The 24,322-nt window shown below is 62.2% G+C and carries 22 protein-coding genes and 2 tRNA genes; 5 read left to right on the top strand and 19 right to left on the bottom strand.

What is annotated here, in order from left to right; genetic code table 11:
* Positions 1 to 199: 199 nt before the first annotated feature.
* Genes ACSQ17_RS09535 through ACSQ17_RS09515 form a run of 5 tightly spaced genes read left to right on the top strand, consistent with a single transcriptional unit; the run spans position 200 to position 5,032 of the window.
* Positions 200 to 754, top strand: coding sequence for a YecA family protein (locus tag ACSQ17_RS09535; protein ID WP_436068399.1), 555 nt, complete (start codon positions 200 to 202; stop codon positions 752 to 754).
* Positions 755 to 788: 34 nt separating this feature from the next.
* Positions 789 to 2,123 (top strand): Xaa-Pro aminopeptidase, encoded by a 1,335-nt coding sequence (pepP, locus tag ACSQ17_RS09530; protein ID WP_436068398.1) that lies wholly within the window; start codon positions 789 to 791, stop codon positions 2,121 to 2,123.
* A 3-nt stretch (positions 2,124 to 2,126) separates the two neighbouring features.
* Complete coding sequence (gene ubiH / locus ACSQ17_RS09525; RefSeq protein WP_436068397.1) at positions 2,127 to 3,314, top strand: 2-octaprenyl-6-methoxyphenyl hydroxylase; 1,188 nt, start codon at positions 2,127 to 2,129, stop codon at positions 3,312 to 3,314.
* A gap of 3 nt (positions 3,315 to 3,317) precedes the next feature.
* Complete coding sequence (locus tag ACSQ17_RS09520) at positions 3,318 to 3,800, top strand: DUF4442 domain-containing protein (protein WP_233685501.1); 483 nt, start codon at positions 3,318 to 3,320, stop codon at positions 3,798 to 3,800.
* 14 nt (positions 3,801 to 3,814) lie between these two features.
* The gene (locus tag ACSQ17_RS09515; RefSeq protein WP_436068396.1) at positions 3,815 to 5,032 is read left to right on the top strand and encodes a 2-octaprenyl-3-methyl-6-methoxy-1,4-benzoquinol hydroxylase; all 1,218 of its coding nucleotides are present in this window, start codon (positions 3,815 to 3,817) and stop codon (positions 5,030 to 5,032) included.
* Positions 5,033 to 5,135: 103 nt separating this feature from the next.
* On the opposite strand, the gene ACSQ17_RS09510 is transcribed toward ACSQ17_RS09515, so the two are convergent.
* From ACSQ17_RS09510 to ACSQ17_RS09420, 19 genes are all read right to left on the bottom strand, one after another.
* Positions 5,136 to 6,416, bottom strand: a complete 1,281-nt coding sequence (locus tag ACSQ17_RS09510; protein ID WP_436068395.1) for a TRAP transporter large permease — start codon at positions 6,414 to 6,416, stop codon at positions 5,136 to 5,138.
* On the bottom strand, positions 6,413 to 7,054 hold the full coding sequence (locus ACSQ17_RS09505) for a TRAP transporter small permease (protein ID WP_436068394.1): 642 nt from the start codon (positions 7,052 to 7,054) through the stop codon (positions 6,413 to 6,415). The genes ACSQ17_RS09510 and ACSQ17_RS09505 overlap by 4 nt, the downstream gene beginning before the upstream one ends.
* Positions 7,055 to 7,144: 90 nt before the next feature.
* The gene (gene dctP, locus ACSQ17_RS09500) at positions 7,145 to 8,140 is read right to left on the bottom strand and encodes a C4-dicarboxylate TRAP substrate-binding protein DctP (RefSeq protein WP_436068393.1); all 996 of its coding nucleotides are present in this window, start codon (positions 8,138 to 8,140) and stop codon (positions 7,145 to 7,147) included.
* 261 nt (positions 8,141 to 8,401) lie between these two features.
* Positions 8,402 to 9,796, bottom strand: coding sequence for a sigma-54-dependent transcriptional regulator (locus ACSQ17_RS09495; RefSeq protein WP_436068392.1), 1,395 nt, complete (start codon positions 9,794 to 9,796; stop codon positions 8,402 to 8,404).
* Positions 9,793 to 11,607 carry a sensor histidine kinase gene (locus ACSQ17_RS09490; RefSeq protein ID WP_436068391.1) on the bottom strand — a complete coding sequence of 605 codons (1,815 nt, stop codon included), beginning with the start codon at positions 11,605 to 11,607 and terminating at the stop codon, positions 9,793 to 9,795. The genes ACSQ17_RS09495 and ACSQ17_RS09490 overlap by 4 nt, the downstream gene beginning before the upstream one ends.
* Positions 11,608 to 11,781: 174 nt before the next feature.
* Positions 11,782 to 12,648, bottom strand: a complete 867-nt coding sequence (rfbD, locus tag ACSQ17_RS09485; protein ID WP_436068390.1) for a dTDP-4-dehydrorhamnose reductase — start codon at positions 12,646 to 12,648, stop codon at positions 11,782 to 11,784.
* Entirely contained in the window at positions 12,645 to 13,190 is a 546-nt protein-coding gene (gene rfbC, locus ACSQ17_RS09480; RefSeq protein WP_436068389.1) for a dTDP-4-dehydrorhamnose 3,5-epimerase, read from the bottom strand. Before rfbC ends, rfbD begins: the two co-directional genes overlap by 4 nt.
* Positions 13,191 to 13,192: 2 nt before the next feature.
* Positions 13,193 to 14,059 carry a glucose-1-phosphate thymidylyltransferase RfbA gene (gene rfbA, locus ACSQ17_RS09475; RefSeq protein WP_436068388.1) on the bottom strand — a complete coding sequence of 289 codons (867 nt, stop codon included), beginning with the start codon at positions 14,057 to 14,059 and terminating at the stop codon, positions 13,193 to 13,195.
* Positions 14,056 to 15,123 (bottom strand): dTDP-glucose 4,6-dehydratase, encoded by a 1,068-nt coding sequence (gene rfbB, locus ACSQ17_RS09470; protein ID WP_436068387.1) that lies wholly within the window; start codon positions 15,121 to 15,123, stop codon positions 14,056 to 14,058. The genes rfbA and rfbB overlap by 4 nt, the downstream gene beginning before the upstream one ends.
* Before the next feature lie 131 nt (positions 15,124 to 15,254).
* A tRNA-Thr gene (locus ACSQ17_RS09465) sits at positions 15,255 to 15,330 on the bottom strand.
* Between the two features lie 248 nt (positions 15,331 to 15,578).
* Positions 15,579 to 16,853 carry a methyltransferase gene (locus ACSQ17_RS09460; RefSeq protein ID WP_436068386.1) on the bottom strand — a complete coding sequence of 425 codons (1,275 nt, stop codon included), beginning with the start codon at positions 16,851 to 16,853 and terminating at the stop codon, positions 15,579 to 15,581.
* A gap of 36 nt (positions 16,854 to 16,889) precedes the next feature.
* Positions 16,890 to 17,579: an ABC transporter permease gene (locus tag ACSQ17_RS09455; protein ID WP_436068385.1), complete on the bottom strand. Its 690-nt coding sequence runs from the start codon at positions 17,577 to 17,579 to the stop codon at positions 16,890 to 16,892.
* Complete coding sequence (locus ACSQ17_RS09450) at positions 17,576 to 18,271, bottom strand: ABC transporter permease (RefSeq protein ID WP_436068384.1); 696 nt, start codon at positions 18,269 to 18,271, stop codon at positions 17,576 to 17,578. Before ACSQ17_RS09450 ends, ACSQ17_RS09455 begins: the two co-directional genes overlap by 4 nt.
* Positions 18,272 to 18,321: 50 nt before the next feature.
* Positions 18,322 to 19,074, bottom strand: coding sequence for an ABC transporter substrate-binding protein (locus tag ACSQ17_RS09445; RefSeq protein ID WP_233685475.1), 753 nt, complete (start codon positions 19,072 to 19,074; stop codon positions 18,322 to 18,324).
* Positions 19,075 to 19,093: 19 nt separating this feature from the next.
* The gene (locus ACSQ17_RS09440) at positions 19,094 to 19,867 is read right to left on the bottom strand and encodes an ABC transporter ATP-binding protein (protein ID WP_436068383.1); all 774 of its coding nucleotides are present in this window, start codon (positions 19,865 to 19,867) and stop codon (positions 19,094 to 19,096) included.
* 268 nt (positions 19,868 to 20,135) lie between these two features.
* Positions 20,136 to 20,211 (bottom strand) — tRNA-Phe (locus tag ACSQ17_RS09435).
* A gap of 243 nt (positions 20,212 to 20,454) precedes the next feature.
* Positions 20,455 to 20,727 carry an oxidative damage protection protein gene (locus ACSQ17_RS09430; protein WP_436068382.1) on the bottom strand — a complete coding sequence of 91 codons (273 nt, stop codon included), beginning with the start codon at positions 20,725 to 20,727 and terminating at the stop codon, positions 20,455 to 20,457.
* Positions 20,724 to 21,797, bottom strand: coding sequence for an A/G-specific adenine glycosylase (gene mutY, locus ACSQ17_RS09425; protein WP_436068381.1), 1,074 nt, complete (start codon positions 21,795 to 21,797; stop codon positions 20,724 to 20,726). The genes ACSQ17_RS09430 and mutY overlap by 4 nt, the downstream gene beginning before the upstream one ends.
* Positions 21,794 to 24,028: an AsmA family protein gene (locus ACSQ17_RS09420; protein ID WP_436068380.1), complete on the bottom strand. Its 2,235-nt coding sequence runs from the start codon at positions 24,026 to 24,028 to the stop codon at positions 21,794 to 21,796. Before ACSQ17_RS09420 ends, mutY begins: the two co-directional genes overlap by 4 nt.
* Positions 24,029 to 24,322 lie beyond the last annotated feature (294 nt).

Raw genomic sequence — 24,322 nt, 5'->3', positions numbered from 1 at the left:
TGCCGGGCAGTGCACGACGCTGTTGTTCGGTAGCGTGGCCAGTGTGGGGCAGATTGCGCTGCCAGAGGTTGATGCGCTTCACCCACCGTTCAACTCATGCGCGCTCCGTCGAGCACCTTGAATAGTCTTGGCGCGCTTGCCGGTGCTAGGATACAGGGCCTCCATTCTAGTGATTGCGCAGCGTTGCGCCTAGTTATCTATGCCTACCTCGAACTCCCCGTATTCTGCTTTTGCCGCCCTGCTTGCCAGCAGCGGCCACACCGTTTCCCCGGCCGAGTTGCATGGCCTGTTGCTCGGTCGCAGCTGCGCTGGCGCCGGCTTTGACATCGACCCCTGGCTGGTGGATGCCGCCGAGCTGCTCGGCGCTGCCCCCGAAGACACCGTGCGCCAGGCGCTGATCGGCCTGCAGGAAATGGTCAAGAGCGAGCTGTCCAGCAATGATGTGACCGTGGTGCTGTTGCTGCCCAGCGACGATGCGCCGCTTAGCGAGCGGGCCGTGGCGCTGGGACAATGGTGTCAGGGCTTCCTCGGCGGCTTCGGCCTGACGGCGGGTGACAGCGCTTTGAGCGCCGAAGCCATGGAAGTGCTGCAGGACCTCTCGGCGATTTCCCAGGTGCAGAACGCCCTGGACGAGTCCGATGATGGCGAGAATGACTACATGGAAGTGATGGAATACCTGCGTGTGGCGCCATTGCTGCTGTTCAGCGAGTGCGCCAAGCCAGTGGCTGCCGCGGCAAAACCGTCGCTGCATTGATCTTCCTGTAACCGCAACCGGACTTAATCTGCCCATGATCAGCATCCCCAAGTCGGAATACGCCCGTCGGCGCAAGGCGCTGATGGCGCAGATGGAACCCAACAGCATCGCGATTCTGCCGGCGGCGCCGGTGTATATCCGCAACCGCGATGTCGAGCACATCTACCGCCAGGACAGCGACTTCCAGTACCTCTCCGGCTTTCCCGAACCGGAGGCGGTGATTGCGCTGATTCCCGGGCGCGAGCATGGCGAGTACGTGCTGTTCTGCCGTGAGCGCGATCCGCTGCGCGAATTGTGGGACGGCCTGCGCGCCGGCCAGGATGGCGCGATCAGCCAGTATGGTGCGGATGATGCGTTCCCGATTGGCGATATCGACGACATCCTGCCGGGGCTGATCGAGGGGCGTGACCGGGTTTATTCCTCCATGGGCACCAATCACGAGTTCGACCGCCAGTTGATGGAGTGGATCAACGTGATCCGCTCCAAGGCGCGCCAGGGCGCGACGCCACCGAACGAATTCATCACCCTCGAACACCTGCTGCATGATCTGCGTCTGTACAAGTCGGCAGCTGAGGTCAAGGTGATGAAAGAGGCCGCCGAGATCAGTGCGCGCGCTCATGTGCGGGCCATGCAGGCCAGCCGTGCCGGCCTGTTCGAGTACCACCTGGAAGCTGAGCTGGATTACGAGTTCCGCAAGGGTGGGGCGAAGATGCCGGCCTACGGTTCTATCGTCGCGGCGGGCAAGAACGCCTGCATCCTGCATTACCGCGAGAATGACGCGCCGCTGAAAGACGGCGATCTGGTGCTGATCGACGCCGGTTGTGAGATCGACTGCTACGCCAGCGACATCACCCGCACTTTCCCGGTTAGCGGCAAGTTTTCGCCAGAACAGAAAGCGATCTACGAGCTGGTGCTGGCGGCGCAGGAGGCGGCTTTCAAGGAAATTGCCCCCGGTAAACACTGGAACCAAGCCCACGAGGCCACTGTGCAGGTCATCACTGCCGGGTTGGTGGAACTGGGCCTGCTCAGTGGCGATGTTGACGAGCTGATCGCGACTGAGGCCTACAAACCCTTCTATATGCACCGCGCCGGCCACTGGCTGGGCATGGATGTGCATGATGTCGGCGAGTACAAGGTTGGCGGCGAATGGCGCGAGCTGGAAGTCGGCATGGCCATGACCGTCGAGCCGGGCATCTATATCGCCGTGGACAATCAGGACGTGGCGAAGAAGTGGCGCGGTATTGGCGTGCGCATCGAAGACGACGTGGTGGTGACCAAGAGCGGCTGCGAGATTCTCACTGGCGGCGTACCGAAAACCGTCGCCGAGATTGAAGCGCTGATGGCTGCCGCCCGCAGCGTGGCGGCCTAGCGCATGTCACGCGTCGACATTGCGATTATCGGCGGTGGCCTGGTCGGCGCGAGCCTGGCCGTGGCCTTGCAGGCGGAGGCCAAGCAGCGCGGCTGGCGCATTTGCCTGATTGAACCCTTCACTCCGGGTAGCGGTTATCAGCCCAGCTACGACGCGCGCTCCACCGCCCTGTCGTTCGGTTCCCAGCAGATTTACCAGCGCCTCGGCCTGTGGCCGCAGATCAGCCAGCGCGCCGAGCCGATCAAACAGATTCATGTCTCCGACCGTGGTCGCTTTGCTGCCGCACGCCTGAGCGCCGAGGAAGAAGGCGTGCCGGCGCTGGGTTACGTGGTGGAAAACGCCTGGCTCGGTGAGTGCCTATGGCAGGCGCTGGATCAACAGGTGGTGAGCTGGCGCAGCCCGGCCCAGGTCACGCGCATGCAGGCCCTGGCCGATGGCTACCGCCTGACCCTGGATGACGGCAGTGAGCTGGAATGCAGCCTGGCGATTCTCGCCGAAGGCGGCCGCTCCGGGCTGCGCGAGCAACTGGGCATCGCCGTCAGCCACACGCCTTATGGCCAGAGCGCGCTGATCGCCAACGTCAGCCCGCAAGAGGCGCATAACGGCTTGGCCTTTGAGCGCTTTACCGAAGAAGGGCCGATGGCCCTGCTGCCGCTGGCGGATAACCGCTGCGCGCTGGTCTGGACCCGTGCCACGCAGGAAGCCGAACGCCTGTCGACGCTGGACGATGCGGCGTTTCTCGCCGAGTTGCAGCAGGCCTTCGGTTATCGCCTGGGCAGTTTGCGGCAGGTCGGTACGCGGCACCTGTATCCGCTGGCGCTGACGGCTGCCAAGGAGCAGGTGCGTCAGCATCTGGTGGTGCTCGGCAACGCCGCGCACAGCCTGCATCCGATTGCCGGGCAGGGCTACAACCTGTCGCTGCGCGACACCCTGGTGCTGGCCGAAACCCTGCTGGCCAGCAACGCGCCCTTGGGCGATCTGACCACCCTGCAGCGCTACTTGAGCAGTCAGCAGATGGATCAACAGTTGACGGTGGGTTTTTCCGACCAGGTCACCCGCCTGTTCAGTACTGGTCAGCCGTTGCTGGCGGCCGGCCGCAACCTCGGCCTGCTCGGCCTCGATCTATTACCCCCGGCGAAACGCTGGTTCGCCCGCCAAGCCATGGGCCTTGGCACCCGTTCGGAGCATTGACTCATGTCGGCAAACAAACTGGCGCGCAAGGCGCGGCTGCTGCGCTGGGCGATGAACCTGTATCCGCCCTACCTGGGCGCCGGCGTGCGGGTGCGGCAGATCAGCGCGGACTTCCGTCAGGTGCAGGTGAAAATGGGCCTGGGCTGGTATAACCGCAACTATGTCGGCACCCAGTTTGGCGGAAGCCTGTATTCGATGACTGACCCGTTTTTCATGCTGATGATCATGGAAAACCTCGGGAGCGATTTTATTGTCTGGGACAAGGCCGCGCGCATCGACTTTATCGCCCCCGGTAAAGGCCCGGTGTACGCCGATTTCAGCATTGATGAACACCTGCTCGACGACATCCGTCAGCACACGGCAAATGGCGATAAGTACCACCCTGAGCTGCATGTGGAAGTGCGTGATGGCAGCGGCACGCTAGTGGCACGGGTGCACAAGACTCTTTATGTGCGGCTGAAACCGCGCGCTCGGCAGGCAGCTTGAACAAGGAATATGTGATGCAAGCGGATCTGATCATCGTAGGTGCTGGCATGGTGGGCAGCGCCCTGGCGCTGGCCTTGCAGGATCAGGGGCTGGACATCATCCTGCTGGATGGCAGCCCGCTGAGTGTCAAACCCTTCGACGCCGGTTCGGCGTTTGAGCCGCGCGTCAGTGCGTTATCGGTGGCCAGCCAGCGCATTCTTGAGCGTCTGGGTGTGTGGGACGGCATCGCCGCACGGCGCGCCTGCCCTTATGCCGAGATGCAGGTATGGGATGGCTCGGGCACCGGGCAGATCCATTTCAGCGCCGCCAGTGTGCACGCCGAAGCGCTCGGCCATATCGTCGAGAACCGCGTGGTGCAGGATGCCCTGCTTGAGCGCCTGCACGACAGCCCGATTGGCCTGTTGCCTGGGGCGCGTCTTGAGCAGCTGCGCCGCTCCGGTGATGGCTGGTTGCTCAGCCTGAGCGATGGCCGCGAGCTGCGTGCGCCGCTGATTATTGCCGCCGACGGCGCCAACTCAGCGGTACGCCGTCTGGCCGGTTGCGCCACCCGCGAATGGGATTACCTGCATCACGCCATCGTTACCAGCGTGCGTTGCAGCAAGCCGCACCAGGCCACTGCCTGGCAGCGCTTTACCGATGACGGTCCGCTGGCTTTCCTGCCGCTGACTGGCCCTGAAGGTGAGCACTGGTGTTCGATTGTCTGGTCGGTGACGCCCACCGAGGCCGAGCGACTGATGGCCCTGGATGATGCCGGTTTCCAGCGTGCGCTGGGCTTTGCCTTCGAGCATCGCCTGGGTGAGGTTTTGCAGGCCGATCCGCGCGTCTGCATTCCGCTGCGCCAACGCCACGCCAAGCGCTATGTCGAAGACGGCCTGGCGCTGATCGGTGATGCTGCGCACAGCATCCATCCGCTGGCCGGGCAGGGCGTCAATCTGGGCTTTCTCGATGTCGCCGTACTGGCCGAGGTGCTGTTGCATGCCGCGCAGCGCGGCGAACAGCTGAGTGATGTGAAGGTGCTCAGCCGTTACGAGCGTCGGCGCATGCCGCACAACCTGGCGATGATGGCAGCGATGGAAGGTTTCGAGCGGCTGTTCCAGGCCGATCCGTTGCCCGTGCGCTGGTTGCGCAACGTCGGTCTCGATTTTGTCGACGGGCAGGCTGAGGCCAAGGCGCTGTTTGTGCGTCAGGCGCTGGGTCTGGCGGGCGACTTGCCTGACTTGGCGCGGGTCTGAGTCGAGCTGTTTTTGCCGGTGCGCTGGCGCACTGTCCTGCGCTAAAAAAAGCCCGGCGCTAAGGCCGGGCTAAGGTGTTTGCGTTGCAATACTCGGGGCTGCGTTACATGCCGAGGAACTCCGGCAGGCCCAGCGAGATGAACGGCACGTACGTGACCAGTATCAGGAACGCCAGCATCACCAGCAGCCACGGCGATACGGCGCGTACGACCCGTGTCAGTGGCATTCCCGTAACCGCCGAGGTGACGAACAGGTTGAGCCCTGTTGGCGGCGTGATCAGACCGATTTCCATGTTCACCACCATGATGATGCCCAGGTGGATCGGGTCGATGCCCAGTTGCATGGCGATCGGGAACAGGATCGGCGCCAGGATCAGGATGATCGCCGACGGCTCCATAAAGGTGCCGGCGACCAGCAGGACGATGTTCACCACGATCAGGAACTCGATGGGGCTGAAGCCCTGATCGACGACCCAGGCGGTGATCGATTGCGGGATCTGCTCGGTGGTCAGCACGTGGGCGAACAGCATGGCGTTGGCGATGATGAACATCAGCACCACGCTCAGCTTACCGGCCTCGACGATCACCTTCGGGCACTGGCGGAAGGTCATGTCCTTGTGCACGAAGATCGCCACGAAGGCGGCATACACGGACGCCATGGCCGCGGCTTCGGTCGGGGTGAACATGCCGGAGTAGATGCCGCCGAGGATGATCACGATCAGCAGCAGGCCCCAGATCGCACGGCGACCAGTGCGCAGCACTTCGGCGAACGAGGCGCGCGGCATCGACGGCATGTCCTTGATGTGGGCGATGATGTAGATGGTCACCATCAGGAACACACCCAGCAGCAGGCCTGGAACCACACCGGCCATAAACAGCTTGCCCACCGAAGTTTCGGTCGCGGTGGCGTAGACCACCATGACGATGGACGGCGGGATCAGGATGCCCAGGGTACCGGCGTTACAGACGATACCGGCGGCGAAATCCTGCTTGTAGCCGGAGCGCACCATACCGGCGATCACGATGGAGCCGACGGCTGCCACAGTAGCCGGCGAGGAACCGCTCAGCGCCGCGAACAGCATGCACGCCATGATCGCGGAAATGGCCAGGCCGCCCTTGATGTGGCCGACGCAGGCGTTGGCGAAATCGATCAGGCGGTGGGCCACGCCTCCGGTGGTCATGAAAGCGCCCGCCAGCAGGAAGAACGGGATCGCCATCAGGGTGTAGTGTTCGCTGGTTTCGAACAGTTTGATGGCCAGCGAACGCACGGAGTCGTTACTGAACATCAGGATGGTCATGGCCCCGGACAGACCCAGGGAAATCGCCACCGGAATGCCGATGAACATCAGCACGAACAGGGCGATGAACAGGAACGCAATGGTCATCGTTTGATCTCCTCGGCCTTGGTTTCTTCCGCGAGCTTGACGGCGTCTTCGGCTTCGCCGTGGCCGCCCAGGCCCAGTTGTTCGTTACGCAGGATGCGCACGAAAACCTGAAGGAAGCGCAGGAACATGAGGCTGAAACCGATGGGCACGATCATCACGATCTGCCACTGGCTGACACCGAAGCGGTCGAGGTCTTCCGCGCCGGTACCGATGCTGTAGAGCACGGCAACCCACTGCTCGCTGGAGTAGGCCATCAGCACGCAGTACGCCAGGCAGATGCCGACGGCGATCAGGGCGACCATCTTCTGCAGCGGTTTGGAGAAATTGCGTACCAGCATATCGACGCCGATGTGGGCGCCAATACGCACGCCCCAGGCCAGGCCGATGAAGATCAGCCAGCCAAACATGGCTTTGGTCAGGGCAATGCTCCAGGTCATTTCCTGGGAGATGAAAAGAATGCCGTCACCGATGGCGAACAGGGCGCCTTCAGCAAAGGGGAGTGAATCTGCGAGCGAATAGAAAGCAGCGTAGAGGTTGTTGACCAACACATAGATGAAGGTCACCAGGGTCATGCCTGCGAGCAGGAATGCCACCAGAATTTCCTCTAGCTGGTTCCAGACACGTTCGACGGCGTGCATAGGAAGTTCTCCGTCAGTCGGGCGGGCGACGAATGGGACAAGAATAGGGCGCGGGACGCTCTGGCGGCGTCCCGCGCGGGGGCGCAGCTATCAGTTGGTTTCGTTGGCGCGCTCGGCGGCCTTGATCAGGTCGGCACCGATCTCACCCTCGAACTTCTTCCAGACAGGACGCATGGCATCGCGCCACTCGTTACGCTGCTCCGGGGTCAGGTTGACGATTTCGGTGGTGCCGGCTTCCAGAATGCGCTTCTTGTCGTTCTGGTTCAGGCTCTCGGCCTGCTTGTTCACTTCGACGGAAACCTCGGCGAGGATGGCTTCCAGCTCGCTGCGGATGTCAGCCGGCAGGCCGCTCCAGAACGTGGTGTTGGTGATCACCATGTAGTCCAGTACGCCGTGGTCGGACTCGGTGATGAACTTCTGCACTTCGTGCATCTTCTGGCTGTAAATGTTCGAGTACGGGTTTTCCGCACCGTTGACCACACCCGTCTGCAGGCCTTGGTAAACCTCGGCGAAGCTCATCTTGCGCGGCGCCGCGCGCAGGGCCTTGAACTGCTCGTCCAGTACGGCGGAAGCCTGTACGCGGAATTTCAGGCCGCGCGCGTCTTTCGGCTCGACCAGTTTCTTGTTGGCCGACAGCTGCTTCATGCCGTTATGCCAGTAACCCAGGCCGGTGATGCCCTTGTCTTCCATGGATTTGAGCAGCGCCTGACCTTCCGGGCTCTGCTGGAAGCGGTCGACGGCATGGATGTCGTTGAACAGGAAGGGCAGGTCGAAGATCTGGATCTGCTTGGTGTAATGCTCAAATTTAGCCAGGGACGGCGCGATGAGTTGTACGTCACCCAGCAGCAGGGCTTCCATTTCCTTGCCATCACCGAACAGCGAGGAGTTCGGGTAGACCTGTACGTTTACCTTGCCGGCCAGGCGCTCATCGACGAGCTTTTTGAACAGCAGGGCACCTTGGCCTTTGGGGGTGTGCTCCGCGACGACGTGAGCGAACTTGATGTTGATAGGCTCTGCGGCGTTAGCCCAGCCGGCGGCAGTCAAAGACAGGGCACAGACCAGTGCCTTGGCGGTCAGTTTGAACATGGTGTCTTCCTCTTATTTTTGTAATGCGCATGCGCTATGCGCTGCCAGTGCGGCGAACATGCAAGATCCAGATAGCGGCCTGTCGCTCAGTGACGGGCCCCGTTGGATGCATGAGGGATTGAATCGCCTGTAGCGGCTAGAGCAACCGTCATGCCAGGGCCCGGCATGACGGTTGAGAGGTAGGGCTGGTGGGGGCTGGAGCGGATTGCCAAGGCTTTTTCACGCGTTGGCGGATACAGGCTTTGGGCGGAATTCCGCCGGTCAGTCAGGGCTGTCTGGCGAGCTTCCGCCAGCGTCGGCGAAACTCAGGCCGTGCTTGCGTAATTTGTCGTGCAGGGTCTTGCGCGGCACCCCGAGGGCTTCGGCCAGGCTGCGCAGTGAGCTGTGCGAACGGCTCAGTTCGGCACTGATCAGGCTGCGTTCGAAGGCCTCCACCTGGGCGTTCAGACCTCCGCTGTTGCCATCTTCATCGGGGATCGGCGCTGCGCTCTGGGCTTGCAGGTCGAGATCCAGTTCCAGGCCCAGGGCAAAGCGCTCGGCGGCGTTCTGCAACTCCCGCACATTGCCCGGCCAGGGGTGGCGCAGCAGGGCTGCACGCTGGCCTGGTTGCAGGCTGCGTTCGGCCAGGCCATGGCGGCGGCTGGCGGCTTCGGCAAAGTGCTGGAACAGCAGCAGGGCATCTTCGCCGCGCTCGCGCAGCGCGGGGATGCGCAGCGGTGCGACGTTGAGGCGGTAATACAGATCGGCGCGGAAGCGGCCCTGGTCGGCGGCCTGACGGAGGTCTTCCTTGGTCGCGGCGATCACCCGGATATCCAGCGGGATCAACTGGTTAGCGCCAAGGCGCTCGACCACCCGCTCCTGCAACAGGCGCAGCAGCTTGACCTGGACGTCGAGGGTCATGCTTTCGATTTCATCGAGAAACAGGGTGCCGCCGTTGGCGAATTCGAACTTGCCGATGCGGCGTTTCTGCGCGCCGGTAAAGGCGCCCTGCTCGTGACCGAACAGCTCGCTTTCCACCACCGATTCCGCCAGGGCGCCGGCGTTGATGGCCACGAATGGGCCGTTGCGCCGGCTGGACAGGTCGTGCAGGGCGCGCGCCACCACTTCCTTGCCAGCACCGGTTTCGCCAAGGATCAGCACGTCGCTGTTGATCCCGGCCAGCGCCCCGATCTGTTCACGCAGGCGCTGCATGGCGTTGGACTGCCCGACTAAACGCGCCGACAAGGTGTGTCGGTCGGCCAGGGCCAGGCGCAGGCTGCGGTTATCCAGGACCAGGCGGCGCACTTCCAGGGCCCGACGTACGCTGCTTTGCAGGTCGTCGCTGGCGAAGGGTTTTTCCAGAAAGTCGTAAGCCCCAGCGCGCATGGCCTGTACGGCCAGGGGCACATCGCCGTGGCCGGTGATCAACAGCACCGGCAATTCCGGGTCCTGTGCTTGCAGCTGTTCAAGCAGTTGCAGGCCGTCGATACCGGGCATGCGGATGTCGCTGACCACCACGCCGGGCCAGTCGCGCTCGATGCGCGCGGCCACACCGTGGGCATCGGCCAGGGTGCTGACTTTCAAGCCGGCCAGGTCGAGCGTCTGGCTCAGCGCCTGACGCAGGTGCGGGTCGTCATCGATCAACAGCACCTGGGTGCGGGAATCGATCATGCTCATACGACAAAATCCTCTGGCGACTGGGGTTTGATGCCCTGATCCGCCGCGCGCAGGCGCAGGGTCAGCTGCGCGCCGCCGTCGGGGTGGTTGGCGAACAGCAGTTCACCGCCCAGGGCGCGCATCAGGGTATCGCAGATGGCCAGGCCAAGGCCGAGGCCCTGCGCGCTGGTCTTGGTGGTGAAGAAGGGTTCGCGGGCGCGTTGCAGCGCCTCCTGGCTGAAGCCGGGGCCGTTATCGCGCAGGTGCAGGTCAACCCCGCTGGCGGTGACTTCCGCGCTCAGCCACAGGCGGCGCGGCTGTGGTACTTCACTCAGGGCGTCGAGGGCATTGGCCAGCAGGTTGCCGAGTACCTGGCGCAGACGGGTTTCCCCGGCCTGAACCCACAGGGTGGCGTCCGGCAGGTCGCGGATCAGCTCGACCTGCATGGCCTGGCGGCGCTTGGCCAGCAGCGCCAGGGCGTCATCGATGGCCGGTTGCAGGGCCACGCTTTCCGGGGCGTGGCGGTCGCGGCGGGCAAAGGCGCGCAGGTGGGCGATGATTGAGGCCATGCGCTCGGTGAGCTGGCTGATCAGCTTGAGGTTGCCGCGGGCGTCTTCGTTGCGCTGATGGTCGAGCAGTATGCCGGCGTTGTCGGCATAGCTGCGGATGGCGGCCAGGGGCTGGTTGAGTTCGTGGCTGATGCTGGCACTCATGGTGCCGAGGGCCGAGAGTTTGCTGGCCTGCACCAGTTCATCCTGGGCTTGCACCAGTTCCTGCTGGGCCTGTTCGCGCTCCAGCACTTCCTGCTTCAGTCGGCTGTTGAGGCGCTCCAGGTCGAGGGTGCGTTCCAGTACGCGCTGCTCCAGCTGCTGGCGCGCCCGGGTGTCGAGGGCGATGCGTTCCAGGTAGTGACGGCGACGCTGCATGAGCAGGCCGAGCAGCAGCATCAGCAGCAGCAGGATGCCACCGCCTGCGACCAGGGCGGTGCGTACCGGGCGGTCGAGCAGGCTGCGTGGCGCGAGAATGCTCACGGTCCAGCCGGTTTCCTTGAGTTCGCGGTCCTGGCGAATCCAGTTCTGTGCATCCAGCTTGATCGGCGGCGGCGCCTGGGTCGGGTAGGGCAGGTTGGCGGCAATCGCGGCGCGTTCGGCGGTGTCCAGCGGGCGACTGGCGGTAAACCGCCACTGGCTGTTGGACGTGAGGATCACCACGCCGTTGCTGTCGGTGACCAGCAACTGTTCGGGAGTGTTGCCCCACAGGGTTTCGGTGTGATCGAAATCGACCTTGACCACCAGTGCCCCGAGGTTGCGCTCACCGTCACGCACGGCGGCGGCGAAGTAGTAGCCGCGCTTGCCTGAGGTGGTGCCGAGGCCAAAGAAACGCCCGGCACGCCCGGCAATGGCTTCGCGAAAATAGGGGCGGAAGGCGAAATTGCGCTCGACAAAGGAGTCGCTCTGTTCCCAGTTGGAGGCGGCCAGGGTCTTGCCGTTGGTGTCCATCAGGTAGATCACGTCGGCCCCGGTCTGCTCGCGCACCCGGTCGAGCAGGCGGTTGGCGTTATCCAGCGCACCGGGTTCGTCGGGTTGTTGCAACGCCAAGCGCAGGGCTGGCAGGTCGCCGAGAATTGGCGGCAGCACTTCATAGCGGCGCAGGATGCCGAGCAGGTTGGCTACATACAGGTCGAGGGTCTGGCGGTTCTGCTCGATCAGCACGCCGCTGTAGTAACGCTCAGCCAGTTGCTGCAAGGGCCACAGCAGGGGCGTCAGCAGCAGCGCCAGAACGGCCAGGCTGCGCCAGCGTGGGCGGCGGGGATGCGGGTGATCGGTGGGCATGCGTGTACTCGCTAGAAGTCCTGAATGGCGCTTATGCAATAAGCGGGCAAGCTCGTCGATACGGCCAATACTGTGAGAAGTCTGGCATCAATCTGGAGTAACGGTACCGAACAGCGTGTGCTGACCCGCGCGATCTGGCCCAGCTTGGCCGGCTTGCAGCAGCAGATTCAGGGCTTAGCTGCGAGCCAGGCACTGCTCCAGAGCGGTTTGCCAATTCGGCAGCTGGATCTGCCAGTCCTGCTGTAGGCGGTCGCAGGCCAGGCGTGAGTTGAGCGGGCGCTGCGCCGGGGTTGGGTAGGCGCTGCTGGTAATCGGCTGTAGCGTCGCGACAGATTTACCCTGGCTGCGCAGGTGCGCGGCAATCGCGCTGGCAAAACCGAACCAGCTGGTTTCGCCTTGTGCGCTCAGGTGATACACGCCCCACGGGCCGGCCTGACCGCTGCGCCATTGCTCGATCAATTGCGCGGTGGTTTGCGCAATAGTGCCCGCCCAGGTTGGCGCGCCGACCTGGTCGTCCACCACGGAAAGGCTTTCGCGTTCCTGCAGCAGGCGTTGCATGGTCAGCAGAAAGTTTTTGCCGTGCTGCGAATAGACCCAGCTGGTGCGCAGAATCAGGTGCATGCCGCCCACGGCCTGAATCGCCTGCTCGCCTGCCAGTTTGCTGCGGCCATAAACACTGAGCGGATGGGTGGCGTCGCTTTCGCGGTAGGGCGCGATGTGGTTGCCATCGAACACATAGTCGGTGGAGTAGTGGATCAGCGGAGCGCCCAGCTCAGCGGCGGCTTCAGCGAGGATGCCGGGTGAGGTGGCGTTGATTGCGAAGGCCAAATCCGGCTCACTTTCGGCCTGATCCACGGCGGTGTGCGCGGCGGCATTGATGATCAACTCGGGGCGCAGATTTTGTACGTGCTGGCGGATCAGTTCGGGCTGAGCCAGATCCAGCTGTTCGCGGCCGAGTACCGTCAACTCGCCTGCGCCTTGCAGGGCGCGCTGCAGTTCCTGGCTGACCTGGCCGTGCTGGCCGAGCAGAAGCATTCTCATGGGAAGACCTGCGCATCGGCAAAGCTGAGCCCGGCCTGATCCTTGGCGGATAACTGCGGCGCGCCATCCAGCGGCCAGTCGATGGCCAGGGTCGGATCATTCCAGCGGATGCAGCGCTCGTGCTCCGGCGCATAGTAATCGGTGGTCTTGTAGAGAAATTCGGCGAACTCGCTAAGTACCACAAAACCATGAGCAAAGCCTGCCGGCACCCACAGCTGGCGCTTGTTCTCGGCGGACAATAAGGTGCCTACCCATTTACCGAAAGTTGGTGAGCTGCGGCGCAGGTCCACGGCCACGTCAAAGACTTCACCGGCGCTAACCCGTACCAGCTTGCCCTGCGCCTGTTGCACCTGGTAATGCAGCCCGCGTAATACGCCGCGCTGCGAGCGCGAATGGTTGTCCTGAACGAATTCACACTGCAGGCCGGTGGCCTCGGCAAATGCGCGGGCATTGAAGCTTTCGAAGAAAAAACCGCGTTCATCGCCGAACACCTTGGGTTCGAGAATGAGCACGCCGGGCAGCTTGGTGCTGATCGCCTGCATGTTTATTCCTCGGTCAGTTTGAACAGGTAGTGGCCGTAGCCGGTTTTACCGAAGGCCTTGGCCTGTGCCAGCAGTCTTTGACGATCTATCCAGCCCTGCTGATAGGCGATTTCTTCCAGACAGGCGACTTTCAGACCCTGGCGCTGCTCGATGGTCTGCACATATTGCGAGGCATCCAGCAGGCTGTCGTGGGTGCCGGTGTCGAGCCAGGCAAAGCCACGACCGAAGCGTTCGACACGCAGATCGCCACGTTGCAGGTAGGCATTGTTGACGTCGGTGATTTCCAGCTCGCCGCGTGCCGATGGTTTGACCGCCTTGGCGATCCTGATCACGTCGTTGTCATAGAAATACAGGCCGGTCACCGCGTAGCTGGATTTCGGCATGGCCGGTTTTTCCTCGATGGAAATGGCCTTGCCCTGAGCGTCGAACTCGATCACGCCGAAGCGCTGTGGATCACTGACCCAGTAGCCAAACACCGTCGCCCCGGAAGGCTCGGCGGCGGCGCGCAGGAGTTTCTCGGTGAAGTGCTGGCCGTGGAAGATATTGTCGCCAAGGATCAGGCACACCGAGTCCACACCGATAAAGTCTTCACCGAGAATAAAGGCCTGGGCCAGACCATCTGGCGAGGGCTGCTCGCAGTATTCGAAGTGCACGCCGAACTGGCTGCCATCGCCAAGCATCTTGCGAAAATTCGGCAGGTCCTGCGGGGTGGAAATGATCAGGATTTCGCGAATGCCGGCGAGCATAAGCACCGAGATCGGGTAGTAGATCATCGGTTTGTCGTAAATCGGCAGCAGTTGCTTGGACACGCCCAGGGTAATCGGGTGCAGGCGGCTGCCGGAGCCGCCGGCGAGAATGATGCCTTTCATTGTGCTGCTCCTTGAAGTGTGCCGAGGCGTTCGCGTTGGTAGCTGCCATCCTGCACGCGGCGGCACCAGTCGAGGTTGTCTAGGTACCAGTGCACGGTCTTGCGCAGGCCGCTGGCGAAGGTTTCCTCGGGTTTCCAGCCCAGCTCACGCTCGATCTTGCTGGCATCAATGGCGTAGCGCAGGTCATGGCCAGGGCGGTCGCTGACGAAACTGATCTGCTCCTTGTATGAGCCACTCTGGCGGGGGGCCAGTTCGTCCAATAGCGCGCAGATACTTTCCACCACATGCAGGTTCTTCTGCTCGTTGTGCCCACCGATATTGTAGGTTTCGCCGACCTTGCCTTCGCTCACCACCTTTAATAGTGCGCGGGCATGGTCTTCCACATACAGCCAGTCGCGTACCTGCTGACCATTGCCGTAAACCGGGAGTGGTTTGCCATCCAGGGCGTTGAGAATCACCAGTGGGATGAGCTTTTCCGGGAAGTGGTAAGGGCCGTAATTGTTCGAGCAGTTGGTCAGCAATACCGGCAAGCCATAGGTGCGCTGCCAGGCGCGCACCAGATGATCGGACGCGGCCTTGCTCGCCGAATAGGGCGAGCTGGGGGCGTAGGGCGTGCGCTCGGTGAACAGCTCATCCGCGCCATGCAGGTCGCCATACACCTCGTCAGTGGAGATATGGTGAAAGCGAAATGCAGCCTTGCGTGCCGGGTCCAGCTGCGACCAGTAGCTGCGAGTGGCCTCAAGCAGTGCGTAGGTGCCGACGATATTGGTCTGGATAAATGCCGCCGGGCCGTCGATGGAGCGGTCGACATGCGACTCGGCCGCCAGGTGCATGATCGCATCCGGCTGAAATTCAACCAGTGCCTGGCTGACGGCCGTGCTGTCGGCAATATCCGCCTGTACAAAGCGATAGCGCGGGTTATCGGCAACGCTGGCCAGCGACTCGAGATTGCCGGCATAGGTCAGCTTGTCGAGGTTGAGCACCTGATGCTCGGTGTGATTCAGCAGGTGGCGAATCAGCGCCGAACCGATAAAGCCGGCGCCGCCGGTGATAAGGATACGCACAGGCCTATACCTTCCGTTGCTCAGGTGGTCGTTGAACAGTGCGGGCAGTGTTACAAGCCGCGTCAGGAGGAGCAAGCCGCAGTTTTTCGCGGCAAAAAAAAGCCCCGCATCGCTGCGGGGCTTTCTTTATATGGTGCCGGCACCAGGAATCGAACCCGGGACCTACTGATTACAAGTCAGTTGCTCTACCAGCTGAGCTATACCGGCCTTTGAGGGTCGCCATTATATCCATTCGTTTGGCTGAGTAAAGCCATCTGCGCGCAGTTCTGTGCGGACCTTGTTATCAGCAGCACTATGCTTATGCACATACGCAGTGCATTTGGTACGGGCGTGCGCAAACTTTGTGCGCTGGTTCGCTGTATTTACTAAGGGTATGTTTTTAAAGGAAATATTTTTAGGTTAAAAAATGTTCAGTGGCTTTGTGGCGTGTATTGGCGGGCGTTTGCGCGCTTTGCTCAGAATCTGTCAACAGAGTTATCCACAGATGCTGTGGGCAACTTGTGCTGGCGTTCGGCCAGTAACAGCAGGTTGCGCGGGCTCTGTTCGGTTGAGCAGAAGGTGCCCAGACGCGCGATGTAGCCCTGCTCCTGAAGAAACAAGGCGCGATCCAGCAGCAGCCAGAGCTCCAGTGGGCGGCGGAACAATCCGCGCAACAGTTCCAGGTTGCGTACTTCGGCCAGGCGTTGCCAGCCTTGTTGCTCCAGGCGCGGCCAGTCATCTCGGGTGGGCTCAGGTAGCTGTTTCAGAGCGGCGAGGTCGCGGCAGTAATCAACAAAAGGTTTTTCCAGCCAGGCGACTGGCAGAGAAGGTGTGGGTAGGTATTCGTCGACACTGCGTAGCTGCCGTTGCATCAGGTCGAAGGCCAGGCGGCGGGCCATGGATTGATCACGTTGGCGGCGTACCCGGGCACCGGCGGTGACGGTTTCGCTCAGGGGTAGACCCAGGTCGTTGATGGATAGATGTAATGCAGAAGCCTGGGCGCGGACCGACATGGCTTGGTAGTGCGTGCCGCTGATGCGGTTGTAGCAGCAGGGGGCGACAGCCAGTTGCTGGCAGCCGACCTGGCTGGCCAGTTGCAGCAGGCGCATATGCAGCTCGCCGCAGGCATGCAGGGCGACGGGGCTGTGCTCGGGCTGCAAGCAGGTGCTGGCATCGTCAGCCAATACATCCTGTTCGATATGTACGGCATGGATGCTGAGTTTCTGGCTGAGCCGCTGGCCGCTGCTGACCAGCTGTGGGTTGTACTCCAGGCAAGTCAGGCTGCTTCCGTCGTGGGCCAGTCGGCGCCCGAGGTGGCCCTTGCCGGCGCACCAATCCAGCCAGTGCTGCGGTGCATGCTCAAAGCGCAGGCTGCGGGCGAAGGCATCGATCTGCTGCCACTTGCGCCCTGGCACATCGTGGCTAAAGCGTGCGGGTAGAGCGGTGCCAGGTTGCTGCGGCAATTCGCCGATCTGGCTCAGGTTGTGGGCTTGATCGGCCAGTTGCGGGAATGGCGCAGGTGCCGCTAACCGATGCGGCTGGTTATGCGCCGCTTCCGCATGTTCCAGGCTTTGTGCCCTTAGCCAGGTGGCCAGCTCCGGGTATTCAGCCTCCCACGGCAGGCCGGTGTGATGCACGAACGGCCGTGGTCGCCAGAGCGCCTGGTGCTCGACAAGAAAACGGTCGAGTGCGTTGAAGCGCTGCTGCAGGTCAGCGTCTTGCAGGATTGCGGGGGTTGATGAGGCTGGCATGAGCAATACCACCCAAGGGCCTAGGCCCTCGGGTCATCAGCGGCCCTGGCAGGCGTCGACGCGCAGCCAGCGCTCCAGCAGCTTGAAAGCGCGTACCAGCAGGAACGCAATCAGCAGGTAGAACATCCCGGCGGCAAAGAAGATTTCCACCGGCAGGTAGGTCCGCGCAATGATCGTGCGGGCCATCCCCGTCAGCTCCAGCAGGGTCACGGTGCTGGCCAGGGCGCTGGCCTTGAGCATCAGGATCACTTCGTTGCTGTAGGCGGGCAGGCCGATGCGCGCGGCGCGCGGCAGAATGATGTAGAGCATCGCCTGGGCGCGCGACATGCCCAGCGCTCGGGCTGCTTCGATCTCGCCCGGTGGCACGGCCTGGATCGCACCACGCAGAATCTCGGCAATATAGGCCGCCGTGTGCAGGGTCATGGTCAGAACGGCGCACCAGTAAGGGTCACGCAGGTAGGGCCAGAGTGGGCCTTGGCGTACCGCATCGAACTGCGCCAGGCCGTAATAGACCAGAAACAGCTGCACCAACAGCGGCGTGCCACGAAAGAAGAAGATGTAGCCGTAAGGCAGCGCGCGTACATACCAATGCTTGGACGCGCGGGCGATGCCCATTGGCAGGGCCAAGATCAGCCCGGCGATAACCGCGATGGCCACCAGCTCGAGGGTCAGCAAGGCGCCCTCTGACAGGCGTGGCAGCCACTTGAGGATCACTTCCCAGTTCATGAGGTGCTCCTGATAAAGCCACGGCTGGCGCGTTTTTCGAGGAAGTGCATGCCAATCATCGCGAGGATGGTCAGGCCCAGGTAAATAAAGGCCGCCACCAGATAGAAGGTGAAGGGTTCCTTGCTGGCGGTCACGGCGATTTGCGAGCGGCGCATGATCTCTTCCAGGCCAATTACTGAGACCAGCGCGGTGTCCTTCATCAGAATCATGAACAGGTTACCCAAGCCAGGCAGGGCGATGCGCCACATTTGCGGCAGGATCAGCCGCCAGAAGATTCGCGGCTTAGACATGCCCAAGGCTTGGCCGGCCTCACGGTGGCCTTTAGGGATGGCCAGAATCGCGCCACGAAACACCTCGGTGGCGTAGGCACCGAAGCAGATGCCGAGGGCAATGGTGCCGGCGGCAAAGGCGTTCAATTCAAGGCTTTCTACGCCCAGCAGGTCGGCCAGGTTGCGCATCAGTTGCACGGTGCCGAAATAGATCAGCAACACCCAGAGCAGTTCGGGGATGCCGCGCACGATGGTCGAATAGGTGCCGCCAAGCCATTGCAGTGGCTTGTACGGCGAAGTCTTGGCGAGGGCGCCGAGCAAACCGAGCACCAGACCCAGGCACAGCGCACTGAGCGCCAGCTTGATGGTCATCAGGGTGCCAGCAGCCAGGGCCGGGCCGAATCCGTAGAGATCGAAATTCATAGGGGCTCAGAAGCCTGCGTCGCCCGGGCGGGCGACGCAGTGCCGGCAGCTTAGTAGATGCTGAACGGGAAGTACTTGTCGTTGATCTTCTTGTAGGTGCCGTCGGCCACGATCTCGGCCAGGGCCGCGTTCAGCTTGTCACGCAGGGCGTCGCCCTTGCGCACGGCAATGCCGATCTTGTCGTTGTCGAAGACCGGGTCGCCCTTGAATTCGAAGCCTTTGCCGGCATCGCTCTTCAGCCATTCCCAGTTGACGAAGGTGTCAGCCAGTACACCGTCCAGGCGGCCCGACGACAGGTCAAGGTAGGCGTTTTCCTGGGTGTCGTAGAGCTTGATATCGACCACGCCATTGAGGTTGTCTTCCAGCCAGGTGCCGGCGATGGTCGCACGTTGCGCGCCGATCACTTTGCCTTTCAGGCTGGCTTTGTCAGTTTTGAAGTCACCGCCTTTTGGCGCGATGAACTGCAGTTTGTTGGTGTAGTAGGGATTGGTGAAGTCAACGGCTGCCTGGCGCTCTTCGGTGATCGACATGGAGGCGATCAGGAAATCGAATTTCTTCGCGTTCAGCGCGGGGATGATGCCGTCCCAGTCAGAGGTGACCACTTCGCACTCGACTTTCATTTTGGCGCACAAGGCTTGGCCAATCTCCACGTCAAAGCCGCCGACCTGGCCGCTGGCGTCGATCAGGTTGAAGGGTGGGTAAGCACCCTCGGTGCCCAGTTTCAGTTTGTCAGCAGCGACGGCGCTGGTGCCGAAGGCCAGAGTGGCGGCCGCGGCCAGCAGGATCTTCTTATAGTTCTGCATGCGTAGTTGCTCCGTGTTTTCAGTGATTGCTGGACATGAATTGTTTGCAGCGCGCCGAGTTCGGGTTGTCGAACACCTGCTCCGGGGAGCCCTGCTCTTCAACCAGGCCCTGATGCAGGAACACCACCTCACTGGAGACCTGACGGGCAAAGCCCATCTCATGGGTAACCAGCAACATGGTGCGACCCTCTTCGGCGAGTGCGCGGATCACATTAAGCACTTCTTGTACCATCTCCGGGTCGAGAGCCGAAGTTGGCTCATCGAACAGGATGACTTTCGGCTGCATGGCCAGGGTGCGGGCAATCGCCGCGCGCTGCTGCTGGCCGCCGGAAAGCTGATTGGGATAAACGTGGCGCTTGTCGGCAATGCCGACCTTGGCCAGCAGCGCTTCGGCCATCTCGATGGCTTCGGCCTTGCTCTTGCCGAGCACACGGCGGGGCGCCTCGATGATGTTGTCGAGCACGCTCATGTGCGGCCACAGATTGAAATTCTGGAATACAAAGCCGATCTCGCTGCGCAGGCGATTGATCTGGCGATTGTCGGCGGCGACAAGGTCGCCATTCTTCGCGGCTTTGAGCTTGAGCTCCTCGCCGGCGACAATGATCTGCCCCTTGTGCGGGTTTTCCAGCAGATTGATGCAGCGCAGGAAGGTCGATTTACCAGAGCCGGATGAACCGAGGATGGAGATCACATCGCCGTCGCGAGCAGTAAGAGAGATGCCCTTGAGCACTTCAAGGTCGCCGTAGCGTTTATGCAGGTCGCGTATTTCCAGCGCGGGCGTGGCCTCGGCCATGGAGTGTCCTCTTATTCTTCGGGTGCGCTCAGGCGTTGCGTGGCCTTCCTGGCGAGGCGTCAAGCTAGCATAGCGTTTCGCTGACCGCCAAGCCGTTTACCTGGCGTGCCTGGTTGCTGGGGGTACAGGTGTCGCCTGGCTGCAGTTGGCTGTCGCGCGTGCACAATTTCTGCGGCGTTTACCGGGCTTATTAAGTTGCTGTGCGCAGAATTTCAGGCATTAAAAAACCCCAAGGAATTTAACTTCGCTTGGGGTTTCTCGATATTCATGGTGCCCAGGGACGGAATCGAACCGCCGACACGGGGATTTTCAATCCCCTGCTCTACCGACTGAGCTACCTGGGCCAACGGGGCGCTATTAGACGGATTTGAAGGGTGGGTGTCAAGCGTGGGTTTGAAAAATATTTAAATATTTCGGGCGCTTAGGTTCGAGTGCCGGGAAAAGGCCGGCGGCCTTGGGTGGCCCGGATGCAATCCGGGGAGGGGTTCGTAGGGGTGGTGGGGCTGCTTAGTCCCATGCTCGCGAATGGGCCATGCTCAGCAACGTTATCGCGGGCATGGCCCGCTCCTACAGGTGCGACGCACCTGTTACGCGCTTGGTGGCACGTAACCTTCAGCCTGTGCGTATTCCTCGCCGGAGAGGAATTTGTCCATCTCGGCTTGGAGGAATTTGCGGTCTTCGGCATTCATCATGTTCAGGCGGCGTTCGTTGATCAGCAGGGTCTGGTGCTTCTGCCATTCGTCCCAGGCTTGCTTGGAGACGTTGTTGAAGATGTCTTCACCTTTGGCGCCTGGGTACGGTGGGCGCTCCAGACCGGGGAGTTCCTGTTTGTGTTTGCGGCACTGTACGGTGCGGGTCATGGTGTTTCTCCAGTATTTGCTGCGAGTGCATCGGCCGCGCGCTTCAGCAGTTTTTTCACGGGGGCGGCAAGGCCCAGGCGCGGCGGGGTGGCGAGGTTATACCAGAGCCAGTCGGCCTCGGCCACGGCGGCTGGCGCAGCATCGACGTGCACCAGCCAGGGCTCGATGGCCAGTTGGAAGTGGCTGAAGGTGTGAGTCAGACCGCTCAGCTCGCGTTGTTCGCCGAGCTGCAGGTCATGCTGGCTGGCCAGTGCGGCGATGGCCGTTGACTCATCCAGCTCTGGCAGGCTCCACAAGCCGCCCCATAGACCACTGGATGGGCGGCGGTAGAGCAGCACCTCGCCATTGCGGTTGGTGAAGATCGGCATCAGCGTGCGCTTTTGCGGCAGCGCCTTGCGCGGTTTGGGGATCGGGTAGCGGATTTCCAGGCCGAGCAAGTGCGCCTGGCAGCCGCTTTTCAGCGGGCAGAGCAGGCAGCTCGGTTTGCTGCGGGTGCACAGGGTGGCGCCCAGATCCATCATCGCCTGGGTGTAATGGTTGACCCGGGCGTTCGGGGTATAGCGCTCGGCTACATCCCACAGCTGCTTGGCCACTTTTGGCTCGCCCGGATAGCCTTCCTGCGCCACGTAGCGCGCCAGTACGCGTTTGACGTTGCCGTCGAGGATTGGCGCTCGCAGGCCCATGCTCAGGCTGGCAATGGCCCCGGCCGTAGAGCGGCCGATGCCTGGGAGTTCGGTGAGCTGTTCGACATCGCGGGGGAATTCGCCGGCATATTCGCGGACAACAATCTGCGCGGTTTTCTGCAGGTTGCGTGCGCGGGTGTAGTAACCGAGGCCCGTCCACAGGTGCAGTACTTCATCCTCCGGTGCGGCGGCCAGGTCATTGACCGTCGGCAAGGCCGCCATAAATCGATCGAAATAGCCGAGCACGGTGCTGACCTGGGTCTGCTGCAGCATGATCTCCGAGACCCACACGCGGTAAGGCGTGATGCCCTGTTGCCAGGGCAGGTCCTTGCGTCCGTGGTTGTCGTACCAGCTCAGTACTGCGGCGGAAAACTGCTCGGGGCTCATCGGTTGAACAGGCCCTTGAGCGCGTCTTTCAGCTCGGGGCTGACTTTATCGCCGAGTTTTTCTTCGATCTTCTCGTTGAGCTTGTTGCCGGCCAGTTTGGCGGCGACCTTGCCCAGGCCGTCCTGATCCAGGCGGCAGGCCTTGCCGCCCATTTCCAGCGGGCCACGGCAGCGCACCGGCCATTCGATGCCGACATAGCGCTCGTTGACCTGGCAGGCCGGGTCGGGCATTTCGCGCTGATCACCGGTGATGGTGATGCCGACGCGGTAGTCGAGGCCGAGGATGCGCAGGTCCAGATCGCCATTGCCGCTGACGGCCAGCCCAGGAATGCGCGCCTTGAGGTCGGGGTTGTGGGCCACACCGTTGCGCAGGGTCAGGCTGCCTTGCAGGGTCTCGAAGGGGGTGTCCTTACCGCGTGGGTCGCTGCTCAGGGATTTGCGGTTGAGGGTGGCGATGCCGCGGCACAGCTGTTGTTCCAGGTTGGCGTCGACCAGCACGCCGTCGTTAAGCAGGAAGCTAGCATCGCCCGTCAGCCCATCGACCCAGGCGCGCTGGCTGTTGCCGCTGGTGGTCAGGTTGGCCTTGAGATCCAGCAGGCCTTTGACCGGTGAAGGCTGGTCAGGCTTTTTCAGGAACGGTTCGACTGGGATGCTGCTGAGGTTCTTTTGCACGCTGAGCAGTGGGATGGCTGGGCGCACATCGATGCTGGCCTGGGCGTCGAAGCTGCCGGTGCCGATCGTGCCGCGCACATCCTGCAGGGTCAGCAAGCCGCCTTTGCTCTGCGCCTTGGCGCTGAAGTTATTGATCACCTGCTGCTGAGCAGTGAGCTGATCCAGGCCGAGGTTGAGTTGCATGTCGAGCTTACGCAATGTCTCTATGGGCAGCACTTCGCTGCTGCTCCAGGCTTGCTGGGTCGGTGCGTCGGGTAGTGGTGTGCTGCCACTCTGCCCGGCGCTGGCGACGCTGGCTTTGACCTCGGCTTTGCGGGAGGCGCCCGCGTCCTTGGCGTCCTTGGACGGTGCCGGTAGGTAACGGTCGAGGTTCAGTTGGTCGCCTTTGAGTTGCACGCGCAGGGCTTGCTTGGCGAAATCGGCAATCGCCAGCTGGCCGCTGAAGTGGCTGTCATCCAGGGTCAGTTTGAGGTCTTCGAAGGTCAGGCTGTTGTTGCTGCCGCTGAGGCGGGTGACCAGCTCAAACTGACTGAGAGTCTTGTCATCGGCCATCGGCGGCAGCTTCTGGCCGATGGTGGCGAGGAATTCGCGCAGGTTCAGCGGTGCGATGGACAGGCCGCCGCTGAGTTTGGGCTGCGTGTTGAGGTCGCGGACTTTCAGTTCGCCCAAGGCGCGCAACTGGTTGCCGGAGAACTTCAGGCCGTTCCACTCGGCGACCTGGGCGGCCAGGTCAACCAGCAGCTGGCCCTGGGCGGAGTAGGTCAGGGTTTGGCCGTCGAAGGGTTCGCCGGAGACTTCACCGGAGAACTTGGCGTCTTCCAGTTGGTAGCGTTTCAAGGCGCGGTCGAAACGCAGCTCGCCCAGCAGTTCGCTGCGGGCGCGCATGACCGGTTTGTTGAGGCCGAAGAAGGCGCTGAGCTTGATCGGAATGCCGGCGCCTTCGCGGATCGCGCCGGTGGTCAGCTGGATGCTTTCGGCGCTGAATTGCTGGCCTTTCTGCGCGTCGTGGTAGTCGATGCGTGCGCTGTTGACGATCAGGCTGTCGATATCCAGTTTCAGCGGCTGGCTGCTGCTGGCGGTTGCATCGTTGCTGTTTTGGCTCGGTTCGCTGTCGTTAGCGGCAGGTGGCGTTGCGCTGGGCGCGGTGCTGGCATTGGCCGGTTTGCCGACATCCTCCCAGTTGCTGTGGCCCTTTTCATCGCGTTGCAGGTTGAGGTTGAGGCCGTCGATGCGGATGTCGCTCATTTGCACTTCTTTACGCAGCAGCGGCAGTACGCGCACCGACAGGCCGAGCAGACGCAGGTCGGCGAAGGGTTTGTCCGGCGTGCTGACGCTCGCGAGGGTGGCGTCGGTCAGCTCCAGGCCGAGCCAAGGGAACAGGCTCCAGCCGATATCGCCCTTGAGGGTCAGCTCCAGGTTGGCCTTGTCACGGGCCAGCTGGCGGATTTCGTCTTTGTAATCGTTGGGATCGAACAGGTGGGTGAGGGCAAAGCCCAGCGCCACGATGATCAGCAAGAGGCCGAGAAAAAACAGGCCGAGGATTTTGCCGAGCGCTTTCATGTGCGAATCCTTGTCTCGAAACTGGATGGTGAAGAGCTACAATTCAAGCCGGCGAGTATAGCGCCAGCGCTTTTACCTGGGCCGCAGACAGTCCCGTTTACCGGGTGATTTTGCAAGCGGCTTTTGCAGGCATTGGGCGCTACATGGCGCCTGCTGGGGCGGTTATGGCGGCGGCGCCGGACGGTTTGGTCTGGGCGTTTGGATCGGCAAGTCGGCGGCCGGTTCCCTGCGGCAGGTGAGTTTCCCCGGGCGCTGCAAGCGCTTGTATCGGTTGGCCGCTAACCGATAGTGCGT

It is taken from the genome of Pseudomonas sp. LjRoot71, assembly GCF_964253255.1.
Lineage (GTDB): Bacteria > Pseudomonadota > Gammaproteobacteria > Pseudomonadales > Pseudomonadaceae > Aquipseudomonas.
This window is presented reverse-complemented; position numbering and strand designations above follow the sequence as displayed.